At 45.9% G+C, this 23,489-nt stretch carries 20 protein-coding genes and 1 riboswitch; of the genes, 4 read left to right on the top strand and 16 right to left on the bottom strand.

The genetic code is table 11. From position 1 onward, the window contains the following. Positions 1-96: 96 nt before the first annotated feature. From thiC to QUA78_RS19585, 3 genes are all read right to left on the bottom strand, one after another. Positions 97-1,470 (bottom strand): phosphomethylpyrimidine synthase ThiC, encoded by a 1,374-nt coding sequence (thiC, locus tag QUA78_RS19595; protein ID WP_333301553.1) that lies wholly within the window; start codon positions 1,468-1,470, stop codon positions 97-99. 7 nt (positions 1,471-1,477) lie between these two features. Next, positions 1,478-1,574: riboswitch (TPP riboswitch) on the bottom strand. Between the two features lie 154 nt (positions 1,575-1,728). Continuing rightward, complete coding sequence (locus tag QUA78_RS19590; protein ID WP_333301552.1) at positions 1,729-2,547, bottom strand: Uma2 family endonuclease; 819 nt, start codon at positions 2,545-2,547, stop codon at positions 1,729-1,731. A gap of 121 nt (positions 2,548-2,668) precedes the next feature. Then, the gene (locus QUA78_RS19585; RefSeq protein ID WP_333301551.1) at positions 2,669-3,229 is read right to left on the bottom strand and encodes a Uma2 family endonuclease; all 561 of its coding nucleotides are present in this window, start codon (positions 3,227-3,229) and stop codon (positions 2,669-2,671) included. A 132-nt stretch (positions 3,230-3,361) separates the two neighbouring features. On the opposite strand from QUA78_RS19585, the gene QUA78_RS19580 reads away from it, so the two are divergent. Both QUA78_RS19580 and QUA78_RS19575 read left to right on the top strand, forming a co-directional pair. Further along, positions 3,362-3,607 (top strand): DUF4058 family protein, encoded by a 246-nt coding sequence (locus tag QUA78_RS19580; protein WP_333301550.1) that lies wholly within the window; start codon positions 3,362-3,364, stop codon positions 3,605-3,607. Positions 3,608-3,955: 348 nt separating this feature from the next. Continuing rightward, positions 3,956-6,262 (top strand): CHAT domain-containing protein, encoded by a 2,307-nt coding sequence (locus QUA78_RS19575; protein ID WP_333301549.1) that lies wholly within the window; start codon positions 3,956-3,958, stop codon positions 6,260-6,262. On the opposite strand, the gene QUA78_RS19570 is transcribed toward QUA78_RS19575, so the two are convergent. The 5 genes from QUA78_RS19570 to QUA78_RS19550 form a co-directional block, all read right to left on the bottom strand. Next, positions 6,259-6,744, bottom strand: coding sequence for a hypothetical protein (locus QUA78_RS19570; protein ID WP_333301548.1), 486 nt, complete (start codon positions 6,742-6,744; stop codon positions 6,259-6,261). The genes QUA78_RS19575 and QUA78_RS19570 overlap by 4 nt on opposite strands. Positions 6,745-7,008: 264 nt before the next feature. Next, entirely contained in the window at positions 7,009-7,176 is a 168-nt protein-coding gene (locus QUA78_RS19565) for a hypothetical protein (protein ID WP_333301547.1), read from the bottom strand. 32 nt (positions 7,177-7,208) lie between these two features. Continuing rightward, on the bottom strand, positions 7,209-9,497 hold the full coding sequence (locus QUA78_RS19560) for a tetratricopeptide repeat protein (RefSeq protein WP_333301546.1): 2,289 nt from the start codon (positions 9,495-9,497) through the stop codon (positions 7,209-7,211). A 225-nt stretch (positions 9,498-9,722) separates the two neighbouring features. Beyond that, the gene (locus QUA78_RS19555) at positions 9,723-9,962 is read right to left on the bottom strand and encodes a 6-carboxytetrahydropterin synthase (RefSeq protein ID WP_445302345.1); all 240 of its coding nucleotides are present in this window, start codon (positions 9,960-9,962) and stop codon (positions 9,723-9,725) included. Between the two features lie 115 nt (positions 9,963-10,077). Continuing rightward, positions 10,078-10,362 carry a TRADD-N-associated membrane domain-containing protein gene (locus QUA78_RS19550; protein WP_333301545.1) on the bottom strand — a complete coding sequence of 95 codons (285 nt, stop codon included), beginning with the start codon at positions 10,360-10,362 and terminating at the stop codon, positions 10,078-10,080. 162 nt (positions 10,363-10,524) lie between these two features. Between QUA78_RS19550 and QUA78_RS19545 the strand changes: the two genes are divergently transcribed. Continuing rightward, positions 10,525-11,808 (top strand): pentapeptide repeat-containing protein, encoded by a 1,284-nt coding sequence (locus QUA78_RS19545; RefSeq protein WP_333301544.1) that lies wholly within the window; start codon positions 10,525-10,527, stop codon positions 11,806-11,808. 177 nt (positions 11,809-11,985) lie between these two features. Here QUA78_RS19545 and QUA78_RS19540 read toward each other — a convergent pair whose 3' ends face one another. Both QUA78_RS19540 and QUA78_RS19535 read right to left on the bottom strand, forming a co-directional pair. Next, a complete protein-coding gene (locus QUA78_RS19540) occupies positions 11,986-12,858 on the bottom strand; it encodes a 6-carboxytetrahydropterin synthase (protein ID WP_333301543.1) in 873 nt (290 codons plus the stop codon). Positions 12,859-12,906: 48 nt separating this feature from the next. After that, positions 12,907-13,209: a hypothetical protein gene (locus tag QUA78_RS19535; protein WP_333301542.1), complete on the bottom strand. Its 303-nt coding sequence runs from the start codon at positions 13,207-13,209 to the stop codon at positions 12,907-12,909. A 105-nt stretch (positions 13,210-13,314) separates the two neighbouring features. Between QUA78_RS19535 and QUA78_RS19530 the strand changes: the two genes are divergently transcribed. Further along, entirely contained in the window at positions 13,315-14,814 is a 1,500-nt protein-coding gene (locus tag QUA78_RS19530; RefSeq protein WP_333301541.1) for a cyclic nucleotide-binding domain-containing protein, read from the top strand. A gap of 122 nt (positions 14,815-14,936) precedes the next feature. On the opposite strand, the gene QUA78_RS19525 is transcribed toward QUA78_RS19530, so the two are convergent. The 6 genes from QUA78_RS19525 to QUA78_RS19500 all read right to left on the bottom strand — a co-directional run bounded on the left by QUA78_RS19525 (position 14,937) and on the right by QUA78_RS19500 (position 22,504). Then, complete coding sequence (locus QUA78_RS19525) at positions 14,937-15,617, bottom strand: J domain-containing protein (protein WP_333201979.1); 681 nt, start codon at positions 15,615-15,617, stop codon at positions 14,937-14,939. A gap of 448 nt (positions 15,618-16,065) precedes the next feature. Next, a complete protein-coding gene (gene cysK / locus QUA78_RS19520) occupies positions 16,066-17,028 on the bottom strand; it encodes a cysteine synthase A (RefSeq protein WP_333301540.1) in 963 nt (320 codons plus the stop codon). A 54-nt stretch (positions 17,029-17,082) separates the two neighbouring features. Beyond that, positions 17,083-17,523, bottom strand: coding sequence for an RrF2 family transcriptional regulator (locus tag QUA78_RS19515; protein WP_172190906.1), 441 nt, complete (start codon positions 17,521-17,523; stop codon positions 17,083-17,085). A gap of 395 nt (positions 17,524-17,918) precedes the next feature. Continuing rightward, positions 17,919-20,120 carry an iron uptake porin gene (locus tag QUA78_RS19510; protein WP_333301539.1) on the bottom strand — a complete coding sequence of 734 codons (2,202 nt, stop codon included), beginning with the start codon at positions 20,118-20,120 and terminating at the stop codon, positions 17,919-17,921. 293 nt (positions 20,121-20,413) lie between these two features. Then, positions 20,414-22,063 carry an HD domain-containing phosphohydrolase gene (locus QUA78_RS19505; RefSeq protein ID WP_333301538.1) on the bottom strand — a complete coding sequence of 550 codons (1,650 nt, stop codon included), beginning with the start codon at positions 22,061-22,063 and terminating at the stop codon, positions 20,414-20,416. Positions 22,064-22,222: 159 nt separating this feature from the next. After that, positions 22,223-22,504 (bottom strand): 4a-hydroxytetrahydrobiopterin dehydratase, encoded by a 282-nt coding sequence (locus QUA78_RS19500; protein WP_333301537.1) that lies wholly within the window; start codon positions 22,502-22,504, stop codon positions 22,223-22,225. Between the last annotated feature and the right edge of the window lie 985 nt (positions 22,505-23,489).

The raw sequence follows: 23,489 nt of genomic DNA, 5'->3' as shown, positions 1-23,489 counted from the left end.
GATGAACCTAAAAGTAACAAGTTACCACAAATGTAAAATTGCAACAGCTTTACGATTAATTAAGGTGGGCAATGCCCACCCTACGAATTAATCCAATTAGCTTTGGGCTACAGGTTCCTTAGCCAAAAACTTCTCTAATTCCGTCAAAGCATCGGCATCAACCTTAGTCTGCATCGGACAGAACTTAGGCCCGCACATCGAACAGAATTCAGCAGTTTTGTAGATATCCGCCGGCAAAGTTTCGTCGTGATATTCCTTTGCCCGTTCTGGATCTAAAGAGAGCTCAAATTGACGGTTCCAATCGAAATTGTAACGTGCTTTCGAGAGTTCATCATCGCGATCGCGCGCACCCGGACGGCCCCGTGCAATATCCGCAGCGTGAGCCGCGATTTTGTAAGCAATCAGCCCGTTTCGGACATCCTCAGCATTCGGCAATCCTAAGTGTTCCTTCGGCGTCACGTAACACAGCATTGCAGTACCGTACCAACCAGCCATCGCCGCCCCAATTGCTGAGGTAATGTGGTCGTACCCAGGCGCAATATCTGTCACCAACGGCCCCAAAACATAGAAGGGTGCTTCCGAACATTCCTCCATTTGTTTCTTGACATTAAACTCAATTTGATCCATCGGAACGTGGCCCGGGCCTTCTACCATTACCTGCACGTCATGTTCCCAAGCTTTGCGAGTTAATTGTCCCAAAGTTTTGAGTTCAGCTAATTGAGCCTCATCCGACGCATCGTGAGTGCAACCGGGGCGCAAAGAATCTCCCAAACTAAACGAAACATCGTATTTTTTGAAGATTTCAATGATGTCATTAAAGTGAGTGTAGAGGGGATTTTGTTTGTGGTGGTGCAGCATCCACCGCGCCAAAATGCCGCCGCCGCGAGAGACAATTCCAGTTAGCCGATTTTTCACCAACGGCAAATGCTCAATCAAAATTCCGGCGTGAATAGTTTGGTAATCAACACCTTGTTGAGCGTGTTTGTCAATGATGTGAAGAAAGTCATTCGCCGTCAGACTTTCCATATTACCGTGAACGCTTTCTAAAGCTTGGTAAATTGGTACAGTACCGATCGGTACCGGTGAAGCTTTGATAATTGTAGTGCGAATTTCATCCAAATTCCCGCCGCCGGTGGACAAGTCCATCACGGTATCAGCGCCGTATTTAACTGCTAGTTTAAGCTTGTCAACTTCTTCTTCCATATTGGAAGAGTTGGGAGATGCACCGATATTAGCATTGACTTTGCATTTAGAGGCAATGCCGATCGCCATCGGTTCCAAATTCGGGTGATTGATATTAGCCGGAATAATCATCCGTCCCCGCGCTACTTCGGCGCGGATCAGTTCTGGCGGGAGATTTTCTCGCTTAGCAACAAAGTGCATTTCCTCAGTAATTACACCTTGACGGGCGTAGTGCATTTGAGATACATTGCTTTGCCCGCTACGCTTAGCGATCCATTCGGTACGCATATCTTATGTCCTTCATAAACAGCTTCCCTCCGCTGGTATTACCCAGACTCAGGTTCTAAGGGTGTTTTCTCAGCCCGGATATTCGGGCACCCCTAGCTAAGCTGTTGATTGTATCACCGATTACTGTGCGCGACGGCAGCAACTAAGGAAATCTTAATATTGAGAGATAGATCAGGGGAGCGATCGCCCTTTTGGGGCTTCTGATATTTCTGCTGTTTAAAAAGTGCGATTGTACCCCATTTAACAATCTAAAAACAATCACACCTCATCAGGATTAATCCCCATTTCGCGCAATTTTGCTGCTAGGCGATCGGCGCGTTGTTTTTCTTCCTCGGCGCGAAGGTGTTCTTCGTCAGCGCGAAGGTGTTCTCGTTCCGCCCGCAGGCGTTCTTCTCGGGCACGTTCCTCTCCAATTAACAGCAAATTCCCTTCACTATCCCACCAACGCAACCAAGGTAAATTCATCTCATCATATTCACCTTGCCAAATTCCCAACTCAACTCCAAGCTGAGGAATCGGATAGCGACCGCGCTCATTTACACTCATGCGCTGATAGCGATTGTCTTCTAAATGATACATTTCTACAGCCGCTTTTTTCACTTCATAAATGCCGTAGTAAGGCACGCGAATCGCCTGTTCGTAAACCCAAAATTTGCCCACCTTTTGTTCTTCGGCTTGACCGGATTCGGGCGGGGGCGTTCTGTCTCGCTCTTCTGCACCGTTCCCGGACACCAATTCCAAAACAATCAGCGGTGCAACGTATTCTTTCCACAATACATAAGAACGTCGCACCTCACCATTTAATAGTGGGGGAACATTCGGCACATAAAACCAATCGGGCGCTTCGGCACCGCGTTCGAGAGGGTCAGTTAAACGCCAATAAATCCCACAATCTTGACCGATGCGGTAGCGTCCGTCAGGATGAATTCGTTGCAATATTGGTCGGAGTGAATCAGTGAGAATAATGCTTTGAGGAAGTTCTTGAAAGTTTTTCACAAAAGTACCATCGGACTCTGGCAGTTCAGTGTGGTCTGGGAGATGGGTGACTTCCAATTCAAATGATTTGGCAATAGTCATAACACTTGCGCAGATTTGAGAAATTAAACTTATTATAGTAGAAGGAAGAAGTAAAAAGCGAAATTTTGCGAATTCAAATCGCTCCCTAAATTAGTAAAATTTAATAATAAAAAAAATCCTATTAACCCAATATAAAATCAACGCTCACTTCTAAATCGGGAAAAGCCAGCGGCGCAACTTGTTGACCGCGCCAAAACTTGAGCATTAAACTATAACCGTTCGGGCCTGGCTGACGGTAGACTTCCAAACAATTTTCAACTAAATCTACCAGCCAAACTTCCTGAATGAGCGATCGAGCGTAAATGGATACTTTCACATCTCTGTCATAATCAACCGTACTATCTGAAACCTCAACTAACAGCAAAACTTCAGACGGTACTGGATGCGCAGTAGCGTAGTAATCAGCGCGAGGTTCCAGCAATACAACATCCGGTTGAGGTTCAGTGCGCTCAGTCAACTGGATAGGGTCTTGGACACCCAGAGTCGCCCGATCTTCTGGAATGAGGCTGAAGCGCCTGATGAGACGCTTAACGGAACTTGCGTGACGAGTACCAATTGCAGCCATTTTAACAATCTCTCCTTCTATGAGTTCTACCCGATCGCCCTCGGAGAGAATACCAGCCTCAGTCATCAAATGATATTCTTTTACTGTAAATAATCGTTTTTGAAGCTGAACAGACATATAACTATTCTCCTTTTTCAGCATTGAATCTAAGTTTATCACTTGTCCCTACAATATTTCCCCTACTAAATCTTAACCGCTATACTTTCAAACAACAAAAAAACACCCCAAACGAAGTGGCATATAAACAAAATGCTGAGAACAGCAAACTTTATGCCAAGGGCCCAAGCGATTCGATCGCACTACCGCATTCTGTTTAGTCGGGCTAATCTCCGTCCGGAAGCTGAACTCTACCCGTTTAATCTGCGTGAATCAATTCCCCAATTCTTGCTTTTTTTGCAGTCAGGATATGAAGAACCTGTTGTGAATTTATCTGAGGTTTTGGGTGAAGTTTATCAGGAGGCAGCTTTGGATTTGGCGATGGATTATTCAGTGTAGTCTATACCAGCGCTGAGTGAAGGTGATTTTCAGTGGGTGCGATCGTTGATGGAATCGTAGGACGGCGACAAGATATAGATGGTGATACATCTTGTGCAACAGGAGTTCATCTATCATTGGTTGTATATTTTTATCAACTTTTTTGAGAAGCACGCTGAAATGGGGTTACAATCTATGTATCTGTTTATTAGGGGCGTTGCTTAATCAGGGTATGAAAAAATAATTTGAAAATCCAAAAGCTTTCTGGATACTGGTTTCTATAACTTTCATATTTAGCCTTTCATACCCTAAATCAGCAACGCCGAATTTAGCTGATTGACTACCTTGACAAACGTAGGTTAATAGATTATGGAAATTTTCGATGAAACCTTGAATCAGGTTACCAAGATTAAAACAGAAGTTACAGAAGAACCAGATAAGCTGATTCTTAAAGTAACCCGGAATACAATGCTTAAGCAACGTTCCCTTGACTCATCTAAGTTTTTTTCAGAGGAATTATCTGCAATCTCTGCTGGAAAAAACTGGGAAATAAACTCTTTCGTTATGGGTGACGCTGAAAGTGAATTTGATGGATATCTCAAGTTTACTCTGAAGAATCCGCAAGATTACATCAACAGTTTGAGGACTTGGTTTGTGGATGCGTATTCTATTCAGCTAGAAGCTGATGGTGGCTTAATTCTTAAGGTTAATCAATCCACAATTCTCAAATTACGCCCTTTGCCAATAACAGAGCTATCGGATAATGAAAAGCAAGATGTTGTAGCTAACAGTGAGTTGAATATTTTTGCTTTTTCTAAGGAAGGTGAGCATTACAAAATTGTTTTCAAAGACTCGGTAAAAGGCTGGAATCAGTGGTTTGTTATTACAAAAGATGTTCAGTTATTAACAGCTTCCGATCTTCAGTTATTAAAAAATTCAAAATTGCCATTATCGGTGCTTGACCCTCATTATCAAAATCCTGACTATGATGATGATGCCAGGCACTATTATAACTCTGATGTCCAACATTACAGAGGTAATTTCAGTTACGCCGAAAGTGCTGATAATGACGATTTTTCCAATTTATTTGGGGGGGCTGGTAGTCCCAAGCGCACCGTGAACGTGAACGTTCGTAGTGGAGACCTTGAAGTTAAGCCAGTTGCTACTACCCCTCAAGCACTGATGCGCTATCCAAACTTGGATTACCCCGATAAGGCAATTATCAATCAAAAGTATAGTTTGACGGTCGAGCTTCTACTTAAACAACCTCAAAATCAGCATACATTATTACCTATTCTAATCCCAGATCCAGGCACTTTAGAATTACCGGAAATAAAGGTAGTTGTGAGTGCTCAGAACTTCGACTTGGAAGGTAGTAATAGTCAGCTTATGCAGGTTGAACGGGATGATAACTCTCAGGTACTTTTCAACCTAATTCCGCGTCAACTTGGGGAGCAGGAAATTAGAGTTTACTTCTGGAAGGATAGTCGCCTTATTAGTACTGCACGTCGTAATATTTTAGTTACTCAACAACCTGTTACTGCAATCGTACCACAACCGGATAATCCCCCGTTTGTTGAACTCCCGTTAGTGTCAACTTTAGTACCGCCTCCAGATTTGGATCTATTGATAGAACTGGATCGAGATGGCAAAACACTTCGATTTAGACTTGGTTCCACCGATCACAACCATACGGAATTTGGAGAGGTTACTTTGCAAGGTTCGCCTCTGCAGAAGATGCAAGTAGTCCACGAAGAGATGAACAGGATGGCAAACACAGTACCAACAACACAGGAAGGGTGCGAACTGGCTGAACGTCGTTTAACTGCTATGGGTAATGAACTCTGGGATGAACTGATTTCGGATTCTTTGAAGCAAGAGTATTGGTGCTTTAAGTCTCGTGTTAAATCTCTTTTGATCACTTCGGATGAACCGTGGATACCTTGGGAGATGATTAAGCCCTTTCGCAACAACGATCAGGGTGCTGTGGAACAAGAACCCTTTTGGTGTGAGCAATTTGCTATCTCTCGCTGGCTCTCAGCAGGGGGAACCGCTGATGAGATAATTATGGGTAAAGCGCGACCAATCGTCCCTACACTTACCAACCTACCTTTTGCACAAAAAGAACTTTCATTCATTGAACAACTCTCTACTTTGTGTCCAGGTATTACTCCTCTCACTGCATTTGGTACGCGCTTACAGGTCTTGGATTGTTTTACTAATGAAGAGTTTTCAATATTGCACTTTGCGTGTCATGGAAGATTCAACGCAACCTTACCCAATGATTCAGCAATTATATTATCTGATGGAGAATTGCGCCCATCTGATATCCGAGTGCAGTTCAAGGGACGGCGGCCTCGACCTCTGATTTTTATGAATGCTTGTCATGGAGCACGAAAAGAATTTAGCTTTACTGGATTGGGGGGGTGGGCAGAAATGCTTGTGAATGCTCGTGTGGGAGGGTTCATCGGTGCCATGTGGGAAGTTTCAGATGAATTGGCTTTACAGTTTGCTAAAACCTTCTACACACAGTTTTTGAAGGAAAATAAATCAATTGCGGAGTCCTTCCGCCTAGCACGAGAGGAAATCCGCAAAGTTGCTCCCTACAATTCAACGTGGTTAGCTTACTCGCTCTACGCAGACCCTGAAGGACGGGCAAAAGTACCACCTAGTTAAGTTGGTATATTGCTGTCAGAATTTTTACTCGGTTGATCTTTTAGGGCTTCTGCCCAGGCTTCGCAAATTGTAGTAGCAACTGAATTAGCGAGAGTTTTGATAATCAGAGCAGTAATGATAGCCGCAATAGCCGGAGCTAGTCCTAAATTGGTAACCAGGATAGGTGCTAGCATTCCGGCAGCTTTGCCAGTATTTTCGTCCAAAGCTTTCTTCAACTCTTTGAGAATTTCGCCATCAAACGGATCTTTGCAGAGAAGCTCATATGAATTAGCATTCAACCGCTTGAATAGACGCTCCCCAAAGGTTAAGTCTTCTTCATTCGCCCTAGTGAGTACGGTACGAGTGCTGAGATCAATAAAGTCAATTGAAGCACTTCTGGTTAAGTCACCGCTGATTCTTTTAGCACTCAATCCAAGTCGAAGTACGAGTTCCTTTTCATCAAGCTTTACCATTTGTTCCACCAAATCTTCAATCTCTGTCATAAAATTTACTCTCAGTTATAGAATCTATTTCGTGCCATCCGAAATTATTGTACACCTTTAAAGCAGCGTTTCCGTATTGCCGCCTCTAGGGAGATTGCACTGCGCTCGTTAGCGTCAATGAAGGAGCGATCGCATCTTCTTCTATCCATTTGTTGTACACATTACATTTGTTTTGTCAACCCTTATTTCTTGACCAATGCCCCAGATGATTAGACTTTAGAGTTGACTCGCCTTCCTCACGGGTCCTGTATTTTTTAGAAGCCCCTAATAGCTGTAACAACTCAAGCGGCTGGGTGTCCCTACCCACAAGTTAGTCTCGCCAGAGTCACCCGTACCGATCGCACTCACCCGATTTTCCCCTAAGCCACTATAGCGATTCTCAAATAAGTGAGGTACGCCCCGATCGCATTCCAATTCCCAGGCGTACCTCATTTTACTGAAAAGTGCTATGTAATCATCAATCCTTACATCGAAGCTGTTAAAGTAGGTCGATCCACCTTGCTATCAGAGGCATTTGAAATATCAGACAATTCCCCGGAATTGGGCTTAACTTCAGTCTCTTTTTCCCCGGAGTCAATTTTGTCTGTATCCTGTTTTAATTCTGATATAACTGCGCCTCGATCGCGCCAAGCTTCCGCATTCTCAGGCTTGATGGCGATCGCGCGATCGTAAGCTGCCATTGCTGCCTTATAGCGCTTTAATGCGGACAAAGCTGTGCCGAAGTGGTGCCAAGCATCGTAGGAGTCTGGCTTAATAGCAATCGCTTTCTCATAAGCTGCGATCGCTTCTTCATTGCGCTGCAATTTTGCCAAAGATTCGCCTTTACCAAACCAAGCTTCGTAACACTCCGAATTAAGAGTAATTGCTGATTCGTAAGAGGCAATTGCTGCTTCGTGCTGCGACAGTTTGTCGAAAGCTGCGCCTCGGTTGTGCCACACTTCAAAATCCTGCGCTTTAATTGCTATTGCTTTGTCGTAGGATTCGATCGATTCTTGATATCGCTGCATTTTTCCGAGCACAGCGGCTCTATTGTACCAAACTTCGTATTTGTCTGGCCGGATTCCCAGAGCTCGATCGTAAGAATCAATAGCATCGCTGTAGCGGAGCAGTCTCCACAGCATATTGCCTCGATTGTACCAAGTTTCGTATCTCTTCGGATTGAGAGCAAGAGCGCGATCGTAAGAATCGACTGCTGCTGCGTGCTGCTCTATTTTGCCCAGCATCGCGCCTCGGTTGTGCCAAATTTCGCTGTCGGTTGCTTTGATAGCGAGGGCGCGATCGTAACTGGCGATCGCTTCTTCGTAATGCTGCAATTTAGCCAACAAAGCCGCTATACTGTGCCAACAAGCGTATTTTCGGGATTCGCTCGAACTTGCTCGCTCGTAACAGACGATCGCCTCTTCGTACTTCTGCAATTTTGCCAGCAAAGTCGCTTTATTATACCATGCTTCGTAGTGATCGGCTTTAATTAATATTGCTTGGTCGTAACAGGCGAGAGCTTCTTCCTGGCGCTGCAATCTTATTAACACATTTCCGCGCCAATACCAACCCTCATCCAAATTCTTATTAGCTAAAATAGCTTTTTCCAAGCAGGCTAATGCCTCATCATAATTCCCTTGAAAATAAAGCCCTTCGGCTTGCTTGATATAATCGTCAGCAATCAAATTGTCGTCCCTAGCAGGTGCAGTTTGCGAATTTTGGGAATTGTTTAAGGGCGGTTGAGGTACGAGTTTGAGAGCTTCTTTGGCAACAACTGCGGGAACTTGGGAAATTTCTTGAACAATTTGAGATTTTTTCTCGTCAACTTCTGTCAACAAAACTTGCAGGTGCATGATAAATTGAGATTTGAGAGTCTCAATTTGCTCGACGGAAGATTTGGAAAGTTCAGTTTCTCTAGTTAAAAAATCAATGGATTGTTTAGCTGCACTAATTTGCGCTTCTAATTCATTCCTCAATTTTTGAGTTAGTTGGCTAGAATTTATGAGTTCTGATTCCAATACACCAATGCCCTGCAATCGTTTATTGGCATCAGCAACCAACTGTTTGATAATTAGCCGTCGCATCAGCCAAAAAAAGGCAATTGTCACTGGTGGAAAGACAGTACCAAGAATTAGTAAAATATTCAGCAGAGTTATAGTATTATTAAAACCGTATGCAGATTCACCACTGCCAGTAGGCGAGGAGATAAAAGCAAAAACCTCGCGAACTTGAGGATTGCTTTCAACCCCGGTTTCAATTAATTTAGCCAGCCAGGTTTCTTGTAAATATTTTGTTAGTTCATCGCCGGATGCAGCAGGAGTATTCGCCTTGGTTTTTGCAGCAGATAAATCGGGTTGAGCCGAGGCTACCAGCAAACCAGTCTGGGATTTTACAGCAATTCGCGGGGAAAATTGTTCGTGGGCGATCGTCTCAGGCTCGCTAATTGACTCAGCCCGACGGGATACGGTAGTATTTGGGGAAAATTGTTCGTGGGCGATCGTCTCAGGCTCGCTAATTGACTCAGCGGCACCCGATTCAGTATGATTTACGGCATCAACAAAGTTGCTAGCTGGCGGTGTCTGAGGAGAGATGGGAGGTGCAGCAGGATTGGCGCTAGTATTAGCAGTTAAATTGTGGGATGCGAGGGCAGCCAGAGTCAAGAGAGCTACATTTGAGACGCGCATAAACGTCAACTCATTTAGGAGAAATTGGTGCTTGGTTGTCAGCGATCGGGCGATCGACCTCATCGTCTCAGCAGTTAGAATAGCTGACATGAGGAATGCTGACTTACTATCTCCAAAATACGCGCGCAGCCTGACTTGTCAGGAAAAGTGCCAATAATTCTGAGTGTGGAACTTTTTTGAAAAAATATATTCTCGCGCCTAATCCGGTTGAATAACTCTCGGAATCATTATTAGGCTGGTAGGGCGGGGTTCACCAATCTGCACCATTAGCCAAAGATCCGGCTGAACCCGCCCCAACTGAACCGATTTTTAACTCTAAACCTTAGCTAAAATCGCTTCCGGCTGCTGACGTTCCGCCGCCACTTCCTCTAAATCAGCACCGTAAATTTCACAGCTATTATTCGGACTTTCAATCAGCTTAATTTTGTGCAACTCTGCGCCCAATTCCCGAACCGGCGATCGCAATAATTGCCCGATCCGAACCGCAATATTCTCCGCAGTCGGCACAACATTCTCAAAATAAGCAATATCCTTATTTAAAAAAGTGCGATCGATGGTATTTTTCTCAGAATAAGCGCGTTTTGTAGGGGCAATCCCGCCGTGGTTGCCCCGATCGATCCTGATGATTGTTGCGTCAGTCCTATTGCTCTAATTATCTGCGATCCACCCGCTATCGATCGTCGTTGAGATCATCAGCAACCTTATCAAGTCTGTCATTGGCATCTTTGGACAGCTTGAGACAATAAGCAGTCGATGCCAGACCTCCAGTTGCGGTGATAGTGCCCTCTGAGGCTTTGCCCAGAAGTACAAGCCCAACTCCCGCAAAACCGATGAGGGCACAGGCTGCGGTACTTACAAAGGCCAAGTTAAAACTATGGTGGGCTTGGCGCAATCGTTCTTTGGCAATAATCATTTCTATTGTGGAGTCAGAGTGGGTGATTGGCTGGTTATTCATAGATTTCGTTGAGCCTAAACTTTATACTTCTAGTGTGAAGCAAAATGCTTGAAAGCCTGACTACACAATGATTTACTTGTCGCTCTCTTGTGATTGCTCTATGATTGTCCTATGCTCTAGTTTCGATTTTGCAAGCGATCGTGTCAAAACACTCTCCCCATTATGACTGACCTAAGCACCAGAAAAAAGAACAAGATAAAGATCACCGCATCTTCAGTAGGTGTAAAGATAGCAGAAAACGCTCTGATCCGGCTAGGATTTGATTCAAAAAGTAACTTTGCCAAATCTCAGCTTTTAGCACGCAGTACAGTTACCAAGTTTTTTCAGTGCCAGCCCATTCAGCTTGATTCCTTTAAAAAGATATGTCTAGAACTGAAATTAGAGTGGAGTAAAATAGCGGAATTCTCAGAAGAAAAACCATCTCAAATACCAGGAAGAACTGATTGCATAAACCCTGATATTAATAATGAAGTAGGGGAGAAAATGCTAACACCAACATTTTATCGTCAAGTGACTGTAATAGATAAAAAAACTAATACACTTAAAGCAGAAATTAAATTGATAGGTGATATAAATTCCTTTAGAGATTCAAGGATGGTTGAATTTATTTTACGAGAATTTGCAGGAGATACTATAAAAATCACTGATATTAAAGAGGGCAGCATCCGATTAACTGTAGAGGGTTCTCAAGAGGATATCGATCGGCTTGTATCTCGCATCAAATCAGGAGAATTAAAGGAAGTAAGCGGTTTTCCTGTTGCAGATGTTCAAATTTTGAGTGAAAGCTCAGAGAATGACGAAAGTAACGAACTCAATTATAAGTGGTATCTAGTACGAGAGATTGTTACTCAGGGAATTAGACATCGAAACTTGAGTGAGGTTGACTTAAGTGATGCCGACCTCAGTGGTGCCGACCTCAGTGGTGCCGACCTCAGTGGTGCCGACCTCAGTGGTGCCGACCTCAGTTGTACCAACCTCAGTGGTGCCGACCTCAGTGGTGCCAACCTCAGTCGTACCAACCTCAGTCGTACCAAACTGAGTGATGCCAACCTGAGTGATGCCAACCTCAGTGGTGCCTACCTCAGTGGTGCCGACCTCAGTGGTGCCGACCTCAGTGGTGCCGACCTCAGTGGTGCCGACCTCAGTGGTGCCGACCTCAGTCGTACCGACCTCAGTCGTACCAACCTCAGTCGTACCAACCTGATTCGTACCAACCTGAGTGATGCCGACCTGAGAAGTGCCGACCTGAGTGGTGCTGACCTGAGAAGTGCTGACCTGAATGGTGCTGACCTGAGTGGTGCCGACCTAAGTAAGACTAAGGTTGAGAAAGCCCGATTCAGCTCGAACTTAGGCATTTCTGAATCGATGAAGCAAGACCTGATTAAACAAGGCGCAATCTTTGAGGATTCTCCAGGCGATCGCTCTGACGTACTAACAAAAGTATAATGCTCTGGAATCAGCTAAAAATGAGCCAACTTCTCAAGGAAAATATTATTAATTGTAGTTTTCTTTCAAAGGACTTTAGCTATGAGACAGGGGTTGAACACCCCTGTCGGACTCTCGGACTGCCGGACTCTCGGATCTACAGAGAAGACTCGTGAATCTACCAGCAGATATTCAGCTCTAAACCCCAGCTAAAACCGCTTCCGGCTGCTGACTTTGTGCCGCCACTTCCTCTAAATCAGCGCCGTAAATTTCACAGCTATTATTCGGACTTTCAATCAGTTTAATCTTGTGCAACTCGGAGCCCAATTCCCGCACGGGCGATCGCAACAATTTGCCGATCCGAACTGCAATATTCTCTGCAGTCGGCACAACATTCTCAAAATAAGCAATATCCTTATTTAAAAAAGTGTGATCGAAGGGTTCAACAACATAATCGTCAACTGCTTTTTGCAAAGCTCCCAAATCAGCAATCATGCCAGTCCGCGCATCAATTTCTCCTTTAACCGTCACCTCTAAATGATAGTTGTGACCGTGACCGTTGGGACGAGCACATTTGCCGTAAATTTCCGAGTTTTCTTCAAAACTCAAATCGGGACGAGCCAACCGATGGGCCGCACTAAAATGAGTGGACAGAGTTAAATAAGCTTCCATTCCGTTTCCTAAATATTCAGCCCAAAGTTCGGGATGTTCAAACAATTGAATTTTGCTCAAATGTAAATGAGGGGCTAGCCGCAGCCAAATTTGCCGTGCTATGTTTTCGGTAGTTGGCAGAGTCTGCTCAAATTCCGGCCACGCTTCGTTAAGGTAGGAAAAATCGAGATCTTTGGTAACTTCCTGCTTGATGACGTGCTTGACATCAGACAGGTTGAGCACCATGCCGTACTCGTCGAGTTCGCCTATCATGGAAACGTAAAGGACGTAATTGTGTCCGTGTCCCGGTGCGCGGGCAGTTGGGCCAAACCGCTCAAAGTTCTCGGCTTCGCTCAACTCCGGTAGCCAGTACCGGTGACTCGCCGAAAACTGTGCCCGACGATTGATGATGCACTGCATAAAAGTCAAGTAGGGTAAGCTTGTTAAGTTCTGTAAAGGACTTACTTCTTAAGGATAAACTAATTTTTGCTGGAATTTTTCAATAATTTGAGGGTGCTGTAAATGAATTTCTACCAATTTTCCAGATATTGGCAACACGTCGTTGCTCGATCGACCCACAGGGCCCATTTTACGGCACAATACAGATATCCGGCAGAAAATACCGCTACAAAATAGTTTTTCGCCATCAGTTACTAACCCATCACTTACTAGCCTTTGAGAAAGTACGCGCGGCGCAGCTATCCCGTTCCCCGCAGGGGTTCCCGAAGGGTAGGGAATCGACCTTTTTTGCAACACAGGGCACTCCACCATTCGAGTTTTTCGCCTAAGCTCTGCAATAGTTAGCAGTTTGGGTTTCAGTTGCGCTCAAAACTAATTACCCACGATCGATCACCAATTACCTATTACCAAATATTAATGAATTGGATTACTGCACGAGCCGATCGCTTTTTTGAACATTTCTCGGGTGCGATGACAACCCCGCTATTCTATATCGGGGACACTCATCTTTCCATCAGTGCGATCGTCAAACTGATAGTTTTAGCTATATTTGCCTTGATTGTAGCTAAGATTATCAGCGAAGGAATCAAGCGCAGCGTGCTAGTTCGGATGGGATTGGATCGCGGCAGTCGAGAAGCAATTTCTACCATCATTAGCTATATTTTAGCAACTCTTGGCTGTATATTCGTCCTGCAAAGTGCCGGCATAAACCTCACTTCTCTCACCGTTATAGCTGGGGTTGTCGGCATTGGTTTCGGCTTCGGCTTGCAAAATCTCGCCAGCAACTTTATCAGCGGTCTCACCCTGCTATTTGAACACCAAATTAGAGTCGGAGACTTTATTGAGATTGACCATTTATTAGGAACAGTAGAAACTATTTCCATCCGCTCCACAATTATTAAAACCATTGACGGACTGTTTGTGATTATACCAAATATTAAGTTTGTCGAAACTAACATTATTAACTGGAGTTACAGAGACCCCAGATGCCGCCTCCACATCCCCGTCGGCGTTGCTTACGGATCTGACCCAGTAATAGTTACGGAAGCGCTGTTAATTGCGGCGCGAATGGAATCGAATGTTTTGTCCCATCCTTCTCCTAAAGTATGGTTTCACGGTTTTGGAGATAACGCTTTAAATTTTGAACTTTTAGTTTGGATTGACCAGCCACAAGAAAGCGATGCCATTAAAAGTGCAGTTAATTTTTTAATAGATTACGAATTGCGCCATCGAAATATCGAAATTCCTTTTCCCCAGCGGGATTTGTGGCTGCGAAACCCCCAAGAGTTAACTAAACTTTTTTACAATAACAAAGATGATAATTCTAACGGCAAAGTTTTTCCGCATAATGCCAAACATTCAGCAGAGATAAAATCTAATCCCCCCGTTTCTGAACATAAAAATCCAGGACCTAAATCCCCTAATAATTGGACGCTGCGAGATTTGTTGCGGCGAGTAACTTATTTTGAACAGTGTACGGATTTAGAACTGCGACAGTTAATTGAATACGGCTACCGACAACTATTTCCAGCGGGACAGGTTGTATGTAAAGAAACTGACCCTGGCGATTCTTTTTATATTATTCTTTCGGGTACTGTAGAAGTTCTTTCTCAAAAAGCCGGTCAGTATATTGCTACGCTTCACGAGGGCGAGTTTTTTGGGGAAATATCTTTGCTATTGGGAACTCCGAGAACGGCGACTGTTAAAACTAGCGAAGATGCAATTTTGTTTGTGGTGGAACGCCACGATTTGCAAAAACTTTTAAGAGAACAACCGAATTTAGCAGATCAGATTGCTCAAAAATTGTCGGAACGCCAGCAAGCTTTGAGAGATTTGGGATTGTTAGATGACGACTCTCTGGGACAAACTCCTTTTCTTAAAATTCGCAAGCGAATTCAAGTTCTTTTTGGAATTTGATACGGGAAGGAAGTTCGGCAACGCGCAGTGAATCGGGATTTAATGGATTTAACCGATGGATTTTGAGGGGATTGGGAATTGGTAATTGGGCAATTCTCCCACTCTCCCCTCTCCTTGACTAACTAACTTTTAATTTTTAATTCATCCTGTGCTTCCCGCCGCAGTCTAGCGGCAATTCTAAACAGTTCTTGGCCGGTGTGCAAGTGGCGATCGTCATAATTGAGGGTAAATAAATGCAATTCTTCTATGCCGTCTCCGACTTGATTGATACAGTAGTAGAGATGGGCCGCAACTCCGGCTACATTAGATGGATTGGGCATGGATGTAAGAAAGTTATGAGCTTTTTTGAGAAACTCGCGGCTGGTTTCGATATAAAGTTGAAACTTTTCTATCAGTTCGTCATCAAACGGATCTGCGGACAATTCGTCTATTTCCTTTTTAAGCGGCTTCAAGATGCTGTTGAGCATTCTATTGACGGGTTTGTATACTTTAATCAGCCACTGTTCCATTTGTTCGTCGGCGTCCCGTGCTGTTTGTGTTTGCTGGCGGCTGACGTTTGGTGCGGCTGGTGATTGCTGTTCGCTGGGGTCGGAAATTTGGCGATCGTAAGATTGTCTGTGCTGGGCGTCTCCTAATATTTCATAGGCTGCATTGAGGCGGACAATCTCTTCGTGATCGGCTTTGGAACTGTGGCTGTCTGGATGAAATATTTTGACTAAACGGCGGTATGCTTGTTTAATCTCGGCTTGTGTTGCGGTTGGGCTAATCTTTAGGGTTTTGTAGTGATTGGTAACGGAAGACACGCTGTTATTTCCTTGAAATCTAGATTCTGCGAAAAAGTGCTTGACAAAAATATCATTATTTGCTAATTTATTAGGTATTTATATGATATAAATGTCAAAAAGTGTAAGTAAAAAACGTCTGTTTTCAAATTATCATAAATCTATTTTAGAAAAACATTGATGCTTTTGAAATGGCAAGCCGATCGACATTTGGGACTCATATAGCACTCCTTCCACCAATTGTTAGCTCCTTCTCTTCTTCTCTCTTCTCTTCCTTACAAGAGCGCTTACCGCCCGCTTCGCTAACGCGCCGAAAGCAGTTCAAAAAAAGCGCCTTCAGAAATTCGGCATCATTCGCGATCGAGGCAGCTACAATCTATCGCAATTCTTTAAGGTAAAAACCAAAGCCAAGCAGGGCGTACACTGTACGCCCTGCTCTGTGTTTCTGCCACTTGGGTCGGAGGCTGAGCTAGTTGAGGGCCATCGCCAGATTGAGTTCTGGATCTTGGAACAAGGGAGTGCTGAGATAGCGTTCGCCGAAGCTAGGCTGAATCATCACAATCAATTTCCCTGCATTTTCCGGACGCTTGCCGACTTTCACCGCCGCACACAGTGCCGCACCGCTGGAAATACCTGACAAAAGTCCTTCTTCTCTCGCCAAGCGGCGGCCGTAGGCGATCGCCTCGTCATCCGTAACAACTATAATTTCGTCGATCGAATCCACATTCAGCACCGGGGGCACAAAACCAGCACCGATCCCTTGAATTTTGTGAGGCCCTGGCTTTCCGCCCGACAGTACCTGACTATTGGCCGGTTCAACGGCGATCGCCTTAAACTCGGGTTTCCGCGACTTAATCACCTCTGCGACACCCGTAATCGTACCGCCGGTGCCGACTCCCGAAATCAGGAAATCCACCTCGCCGTCTGTATCTTCCCAAATTTCCTCAGCCGTTGTCGAACGGTGAACCTGCGGGTTCGCTGGATTCCGAAACTGCTGTAACATATACGCATTGGGAGTTTTGTCCACAATCTCTTGAGCGCGGCGGATGCAGCCGCTCATGCCCTCAATTCCGGGAGTCAGTTCTAGTTGGGCTCCGTAAGCTCGCAGCATCGATCGGCGTTCCGTGCTCATTGTATCCGGCATGGTCAAAATCAACTGGTAGCCCTTAGCCGCCGCCACCATTGCCAGAGCAATTCCGGTATTGCCAGAAGTCGGTTCCACTAAAACCGTTTTGCCTGGAGTAATCAGCCCTTCGGCCTCGGCTTGATTGACCATACTGACACCGATGCGGTCTTTCACCGATGCTGCCGGATTCATGCCTTCGAGTTTTACCACAATCCGAGCCAAGCAGCCTTCAGCTTGGGGAATGCGGTTTAGTTGCACCAAGGGCGTCCGCCCTACCAATTCTGTAATGTCGCCAGCAATACGCATAATCTTTGTCAGTTTGTAATTAAGTAAATGTTAATTCCTAGTTGGGAATATTAACTAGATGTAATACATGATATCGAGCTGCCGTCTGCCATTGCGCTTTTCGCAAAGATCCTGTAGCGTGTATTTTTGCAACACTGAGTTGGCAATCGATCGGGCTTCTTGCCAAACTTCCCAAATCACAGCACTTTCTACAGTTTGAGCAGGCGAGTCTTTTTCAGCTCGATCGAACTCTGAGCCTTCGAGACAGTTGATAATTTCTAGGAGTGTAATTTTCCAGGGTTCCCTCGCCAAGATATAACCTCCCTTAGCTCCTCGCTGGCTGCGAATCAGCCCGCAGCGTCTCATGGTAGCCAGCAACTGCTCTAAATATCGATCGGGAATATTTTGCTGAGCCGCTATCTGGCGAATTTGCAGAGGCTCCCCTTCATCGTAGCAATCGGCAAGCTCCAGCAAAGCTAAGATTGCGTATTCGCTTTTACAGGAGAGTTCTACCATAATTGCTTTAAATATCAGAATTATCAACTCCGAAGTCAGATGTTAAAATTCTCCTCAATGTTGAGTTCCCAATTCTAACTCCTAACTTTACCTTTTATTATACCCCGGTTTTCCACTGAACTTAATCGACTTTCATCTCTCGTTGGGACGCTCCGCACTCTCGCTTCTGTGAAACCCAGTTGCTCGTTTAGACTTCCTCTGCTGCCACGACTGTATTACCTCAATCAAGAAACCGGGTTTCTGCGTCTATGACTGATATTGTTTAATTTTTAATAGATTCTCGGCGTCCAATTCGGCCTATCGACAAAAAAGCCCTGCAGCAGGCAGGGCTAAACTTGGCATCTAGAGTTGCCAGCAGAGAGGGTATGACCCGCCCTGCCTCCTCTAACCCGCTCTTAGAACGTGAAAGTAGTTCTCAGAGTACCAATGATGATGTCATCATTACGGTCATCTTGATTGGGATTGGTCACCCAAATCACGCCCGGAGTAACAGAAATGTTGTCCGAGAGCTGAAACTTGTAGAACCCTTCGATGTGATACGAATCATCGTTGCGGAAGCTCCGCAAATCGCTCGCAACTTCAAGTTTATCCAAGTAAGGTTCACGACCTACCACGAACCCTAGCAAGTTGCCTTCTTTCCCTAAATCGGGCAAAGCCAAGGTGACAGCGTAGTTCCAGATTTTCGCATCGCCGATGCCGAGAATGCGGGCATTGGTTAAACCAGCCCAGCCGCCAAGGATAAACCTCGGGTTCAGCCGCAACGAAGCCTGAGCACCGTAGGAGTTGCTGACCACTTTGCGAGCGCGGAAGCCGTCAAAGCCTTCGCTCAAACCGTTGAGAGAATTAGCCACGCCGGTACCGGTGAAACCGCCTAGACTGTCTGGCCCATTCCCTAAACCATTGTCAAACCCAAAGTTACCTCTACTAAAGTAACCGTGGTTATAGTTGAAAGCAACTTGCAAGTTGCGTCCGGGGGTAAAAGTCAACTGCCCCATCGCTGCGTAGTCGCCGTTAAACAAGCCCGCGCCCTGGCTAGGATTGGCTGCATTTGATGCCAAGTAACCGAAGGACAGGGAAGTCGGGCCAAACACGCCACCCAGCAAGCCCCTGCCACCGAAGGCGTAGTCAAAGCCGATCCCCGCGCCACCGCCCAAGCGGTAAATTGGGTTGTGCTGTCCAAAGGTGCTCAGTGCTCCGTTGCCACCGTCAAAGTCTTCAAAGTAAGGATTGACAGTCGGCATAATGTCGTCCCAAACGCCTGCGTTGGCTGCAAGGGTAACGTTCAGTCGCGGACCGACGGGGAACTTGTACAGTAAGGTGTCGAGGGAAACAACGTTGTCGGTTCTGCCGACAACATTCCAAGTTTGAGTGCCTTCGCTGGTAGCCCCAAGGTTGAAGTTGCGACCGTTGCCGACTTGAAGCCTGGTCAGGAGCAAGTCTCTGCCGGTGAAGCTCGTATTTAAATTCAGACGCACCCGTTGTTGGAAGACAGCTTCGTTGTTGTCGCTACCGAGGGTTCTGTTGTCTCTGCCAAAAACGCTAATGTCGCCACCAAAGTCGTCGCTGAGGGCGAAAATTGCTTCCCCAGTCAGCTTGGTAGTGGTGGAGAATTGGTTGGCTTCGAGTTCGGCTGTCCGAGCTTCCAGAGCATCGACGCGACCGCGCAGGGTTGCCAGTTCCGCTGCAAATTCTTCTTGGAGCCGTTGGAGGGCTGCCAAGTCATCTCTCGTAGCGAAGTTGCCACCGCCTGCTTGAATTAGCTCGCTCACCTTGTCTAAGCAAGCATTTAAACCGGCTGCGAATTCGTAGCGAGTCATTGCCCGGTTGCCGCGGAAGGTGCCGTCGGGATACCCGGCAATACAGCCGTAGCGCTCGACTAGAGATTGCAGTGCTTGGAAAGCCCAGTCTGTGGGCCGCACGTCGGAAAGTTGAGATACTGATGTAACTTGACCTTGAGTTTCGCCGCCGGTAGCACCTTCGCTGCTGTACTGGTTGAGCTGTTCTAATGTGGCGGCTGGGTTTTGATCTTGTGGTGCGGCAGTTTGGGCTACAGATTCAGCCGGTTTGGGCAAATTTTGTTCTGCCGACTCTGCCACTGCCGGGGCTGGAGTTTCTAATTGAACTGCACCGATTTGCTCTGGGAGAGCTGTAGCTGCCGGGGCTGGACTTTCTAGTTGGGCTGCCGGGGCAGAATTTTCTACTGGTTGAGCGACTGTTGGCTCAACTGCGGCTAAAGATTCACTTGTAGCTTGTGATGCCGCTTGGGGATTTGCCACTGCAGGGGCTGTGTTGGCTCCGGCGATCGCACTTTCAGTTGCAGCCGTGCCCGAATCTGCAATCGCTGCCTGGGTTTCGCTGCCCGCGGCGGCTTCGGAAATTTCTTCGACTGGCTCGGAGGCTGCGGTTGTTTCGGAAACAGCAGCTAAAGCATTGAGTTTCGCTTCTGAGGTTTCAGCGGTTTCAGCTTTGGCTGCAGCGGGGTTGAGCGCATCAGCAGCCTGCTGAGCGTCTGCTGCCATCGCGCTCGAAGAAACTACTAGGGTAGCTCCTAAGACTGCTGGGCTGATTAATAGGTAACTCCACAAAAATTTCGACATATTCACTCTCATCCTCACACCGATTACAGAGAAACTTTTCTAGTCTTCTATGTGGTCAGTTGTTGCTCAACTAGCATACTCTAAAAAAAGACCGAAATTTCACTTTTTCTTTTGATTCTTTCGGGTTGACCGAGTTTATAGATGTGACTGAGGGATGCGGAGAGGCTGTTTTTTAACCTGCACTCAACCGCGTCAAAACCAGACCAGACTTGGGCTGTAGATTGATTTGACTGCTGACCCTTAATAGCGCCCGATCGCCTTATTTACTTTTTAGCACAGCACGACCGACTCGTCTAGGCTGATTCGACTTTAACATCCAAGTTGTGTCCGAGGACGCTAAAGACTTGGCGATGATCGAACAATTCTAACAAATCAGCGTTGATTTTGTTGTGAGCAGCTTCTTGGCGCAAAATTTTCATCGCTGCATCTGTCCGCAGAGCTCGCTTGTAGGGTCGATCGCCTGCTGTCAGGGCGTCGTAAATATCGGCGATCGTCATCACTTGCGCTTGAATTGGAATTTCTGACTTGCTTAGACCTCGCGGATAGCCTGTGCCGTCGAGTTTTTCGTGATGTCCGTAGGCAATGTCTGGAACATTTTTTAAATCCTTTGTCCAAGGAATTTGCTTGAGAAACTCGTAAGTGTGAGTTACATGAGATTCTATGTCCGATCGTTCTGCCGGCGTCAGGTTGCCTCTCGACACCATCAATTGCAGAATCTCGTCTGGGCTCAGCAGGGGTTTCCTTGCGCCATCTATATCTCTGTAAGTTTGTAGAGAAATCTCTCGCAGTTGATCTAGGGGTTCTGCGGCCAAAATGTGAGGCTCGTTTGCCTCTAGCAGCACTTCCCAGTATTCTGCTAATCTGGTTTTCGCCTCTGCTAGCTTAGTGTCTAGCTGTTCGATTTCCTGGCATTGAGCGCACTCTGGCTCCTGGCTCGGGTGTTTTCGGTAGGCTGAATGCTCCAGCAAGTATTTATATTTAGACTGGACGCATTCCATTTCCATCGTCCGCTGAGCTAAGCCAAAGCGGTGGCGAATGATTTCTAGCTGTGCGGGGTAGAGCTTTTTCTGCTTGGTCAAAACTGCTTCGGGCACTCCAATTTTGCCAAAATCGTGCAGCAGGGCGGCGTAGCGAAGTTCTTGAATTTGGCGGTTGTTAAAGTAAATAGAACGCAGTCTTCCGCTGCTGACGGTGTTTACTTCTTCTGAAAGGCGTACTGTGAGGGCTGCTACTCGTTCTGAATGGCCATAGGTACAGGGGTCTCTGGCTTCTATGACTTGCACCGAGGCTTTGACGAAGCCCTCGAACAAATTTTCTATGCTGTCTTGGAGTTGGTTGCGCTCGATCGAGATTGCGGCTTGAGAAGCGAGCGATCGAACTATCCTTTCTTCCCACTCCGAATACTGCTGCGTCGATGCCCAGGCATTGTCTGCTGTCAGTACCGTATCTGCGTTTGTTTTGCGGTTGATCAGTTGCAGTACGCCTATTGTCTCGCCCTGTCGGTTTTGCATCGGCAGTACCATTACCGAGCAAGTGCGGTAATTAATATCTCTGTCAAAACTGGTATCTAGCTGGTAGGGTACGCCGAGGGGTAAGTCGTAGGCATCAGACAGGTTCAAACTTTGACCTGTAATTGCCACGTATCCCGCCAAGCTTTTGTCTGTCAGCGGCAGAGCAAACTCCTTAAACGACAGTCTGGGTTGAGAAGCGTTTTGGGCTACCTTGAACAGCAGCTTAGATGTTTCGTCGCTGTGATCTACTAAGTAAACGCTGCCAGCATCGCTGTAGGTAATTTCCCTACTTTTGGATAAAATTAAGTATAACAAGTCGCCCAAATCTTGGGCGCTCGACAGAGCGGCGCCAATATCTAAAAGCTTTTCTATCAGATCGGTTTTTTCTGCAGCAGACTCGTTCTTGAACTCTGGCTTTTCAAATACGATCATGGTCGGATGATGGGGAATAGCCTTTTATACATTGAACGTTTGGGCTCTCGACTTTTTCACACCCGATTTTAACCCCAAGTCGATTTTTTATTTGCGAGCTTTCCGCGATCGGGGACTGTGGCTAGATGCAGAGATCTTGTTGGGCAAACGGGAACTCTTTTAATCTAGCGTAGAAATCTCTTGGGCTAGCGCAAAGTCTTTCTCAGTTAAGCCTCCGGCATCGTGAGTTGTCAAGTAAAGTGTAACTTTGTTGTAGGAAATTTCTATGTCGGGGTGATGTGCTGCGACTTCTGAGGGGGCGACCAACTTATTCACAAAGGCGATCGCTTCGATAAAATCTTTAAATAAACGAGTACAGCGCAGTTGCTTTCCTTCAACCGTCCACCCTGACAAGTGACTGGCGCGCTCTTGAATTTCAGTATTGTTAAGTAGGTCAGCCATAATTTTTCTTCTTTGGATTAGCAATGGTATATTAACTGCCCACCTGTAGAAAACCTGACCAAAAACTATCCGCTCTCACCAATAGTGTTGAAGCTCAAGTTTTAATACTCAAGATTTAACACTATTTGAGGTGAGAGCGGTCTAGCGGGTCTTCAGATTAGAACCTGACTGCCGGGAGAATCCCTAGCTCAGCCTGGTTCCCCGTGGAAGTCGTTTCCCGTTGGAGACGACGGCTGACTGCTAGTGAGCGGCCCCGGCGCACAGCCGGTAGTTTCCAATCTGATGACCCATGCGTTTACTACTTTCTATCATGGGCATCACCTCCAGGTTTAGCTAAATGGCTTAATATTGGAACGCACATCACCTAAATACAAGATTTAAGGTGATGATTTGTGCGCTAGCCATTGCCAGCGTTACCAGAAGAACTTGCGTTCTGAGTATCGTTCTAGTATTCACAATTATTAGAATAACACAAGGAATTAGAAGTGGGGGGATGCAAATTGAGATTTTTGTAAGATTGGGTGAAATTACTGATCCTGCAATGTCTTTGATCGATCTTTACAGCAAGCGGGCAATCGCAGTTTTAGCCATTTGTATATATTTTCTTCAAAATCCGGGCTGTGCGTTTATCAGGTGCATTGCAACTCTGGCGGCGCGGAAAGGTCGATCAATTTCTTGCCAGATAGGAGAGTTCACGAGATATAAAGACACAAGTTGTTCTAGCTACAGGCAGAGTTGGTTTGTGTACAAAATCAACTTTTGTTAGGGCGCTAATTCGATCAAATCCTGGAAACAAAAAGCTCCCGCCATCAAGCGGGAGCTTTTTAAGCATTAAGGGTAAAGCCTAAACTGCTTGATCTTACCCTTTTAAAATGTTGGAAATTTTGATATTTCGCGCTAATTACAGAGCGTTACCGCGAGGCAGAACTTCTTCAGGGAAGATGAAGTTTTCGTGGGGTTGGTCCGTAGGAGCCATCCAAGCACG

This window comes from Microcoleus sp. K4-B3 (genome assembly GCF_036704615.1).
In the GTDB taxonomy this organism is placed as follows: Bacteria; Cyanobacteriota; Cyanobacteriia; order Cyanobacteriales; family Microcoleaceae; genus Microcoleus.
The sequence above is the reverse complement of the archived record's forward strand: the minus strand, read 5'-3'. Positions and strand labels throughout refer to the sequence as shown.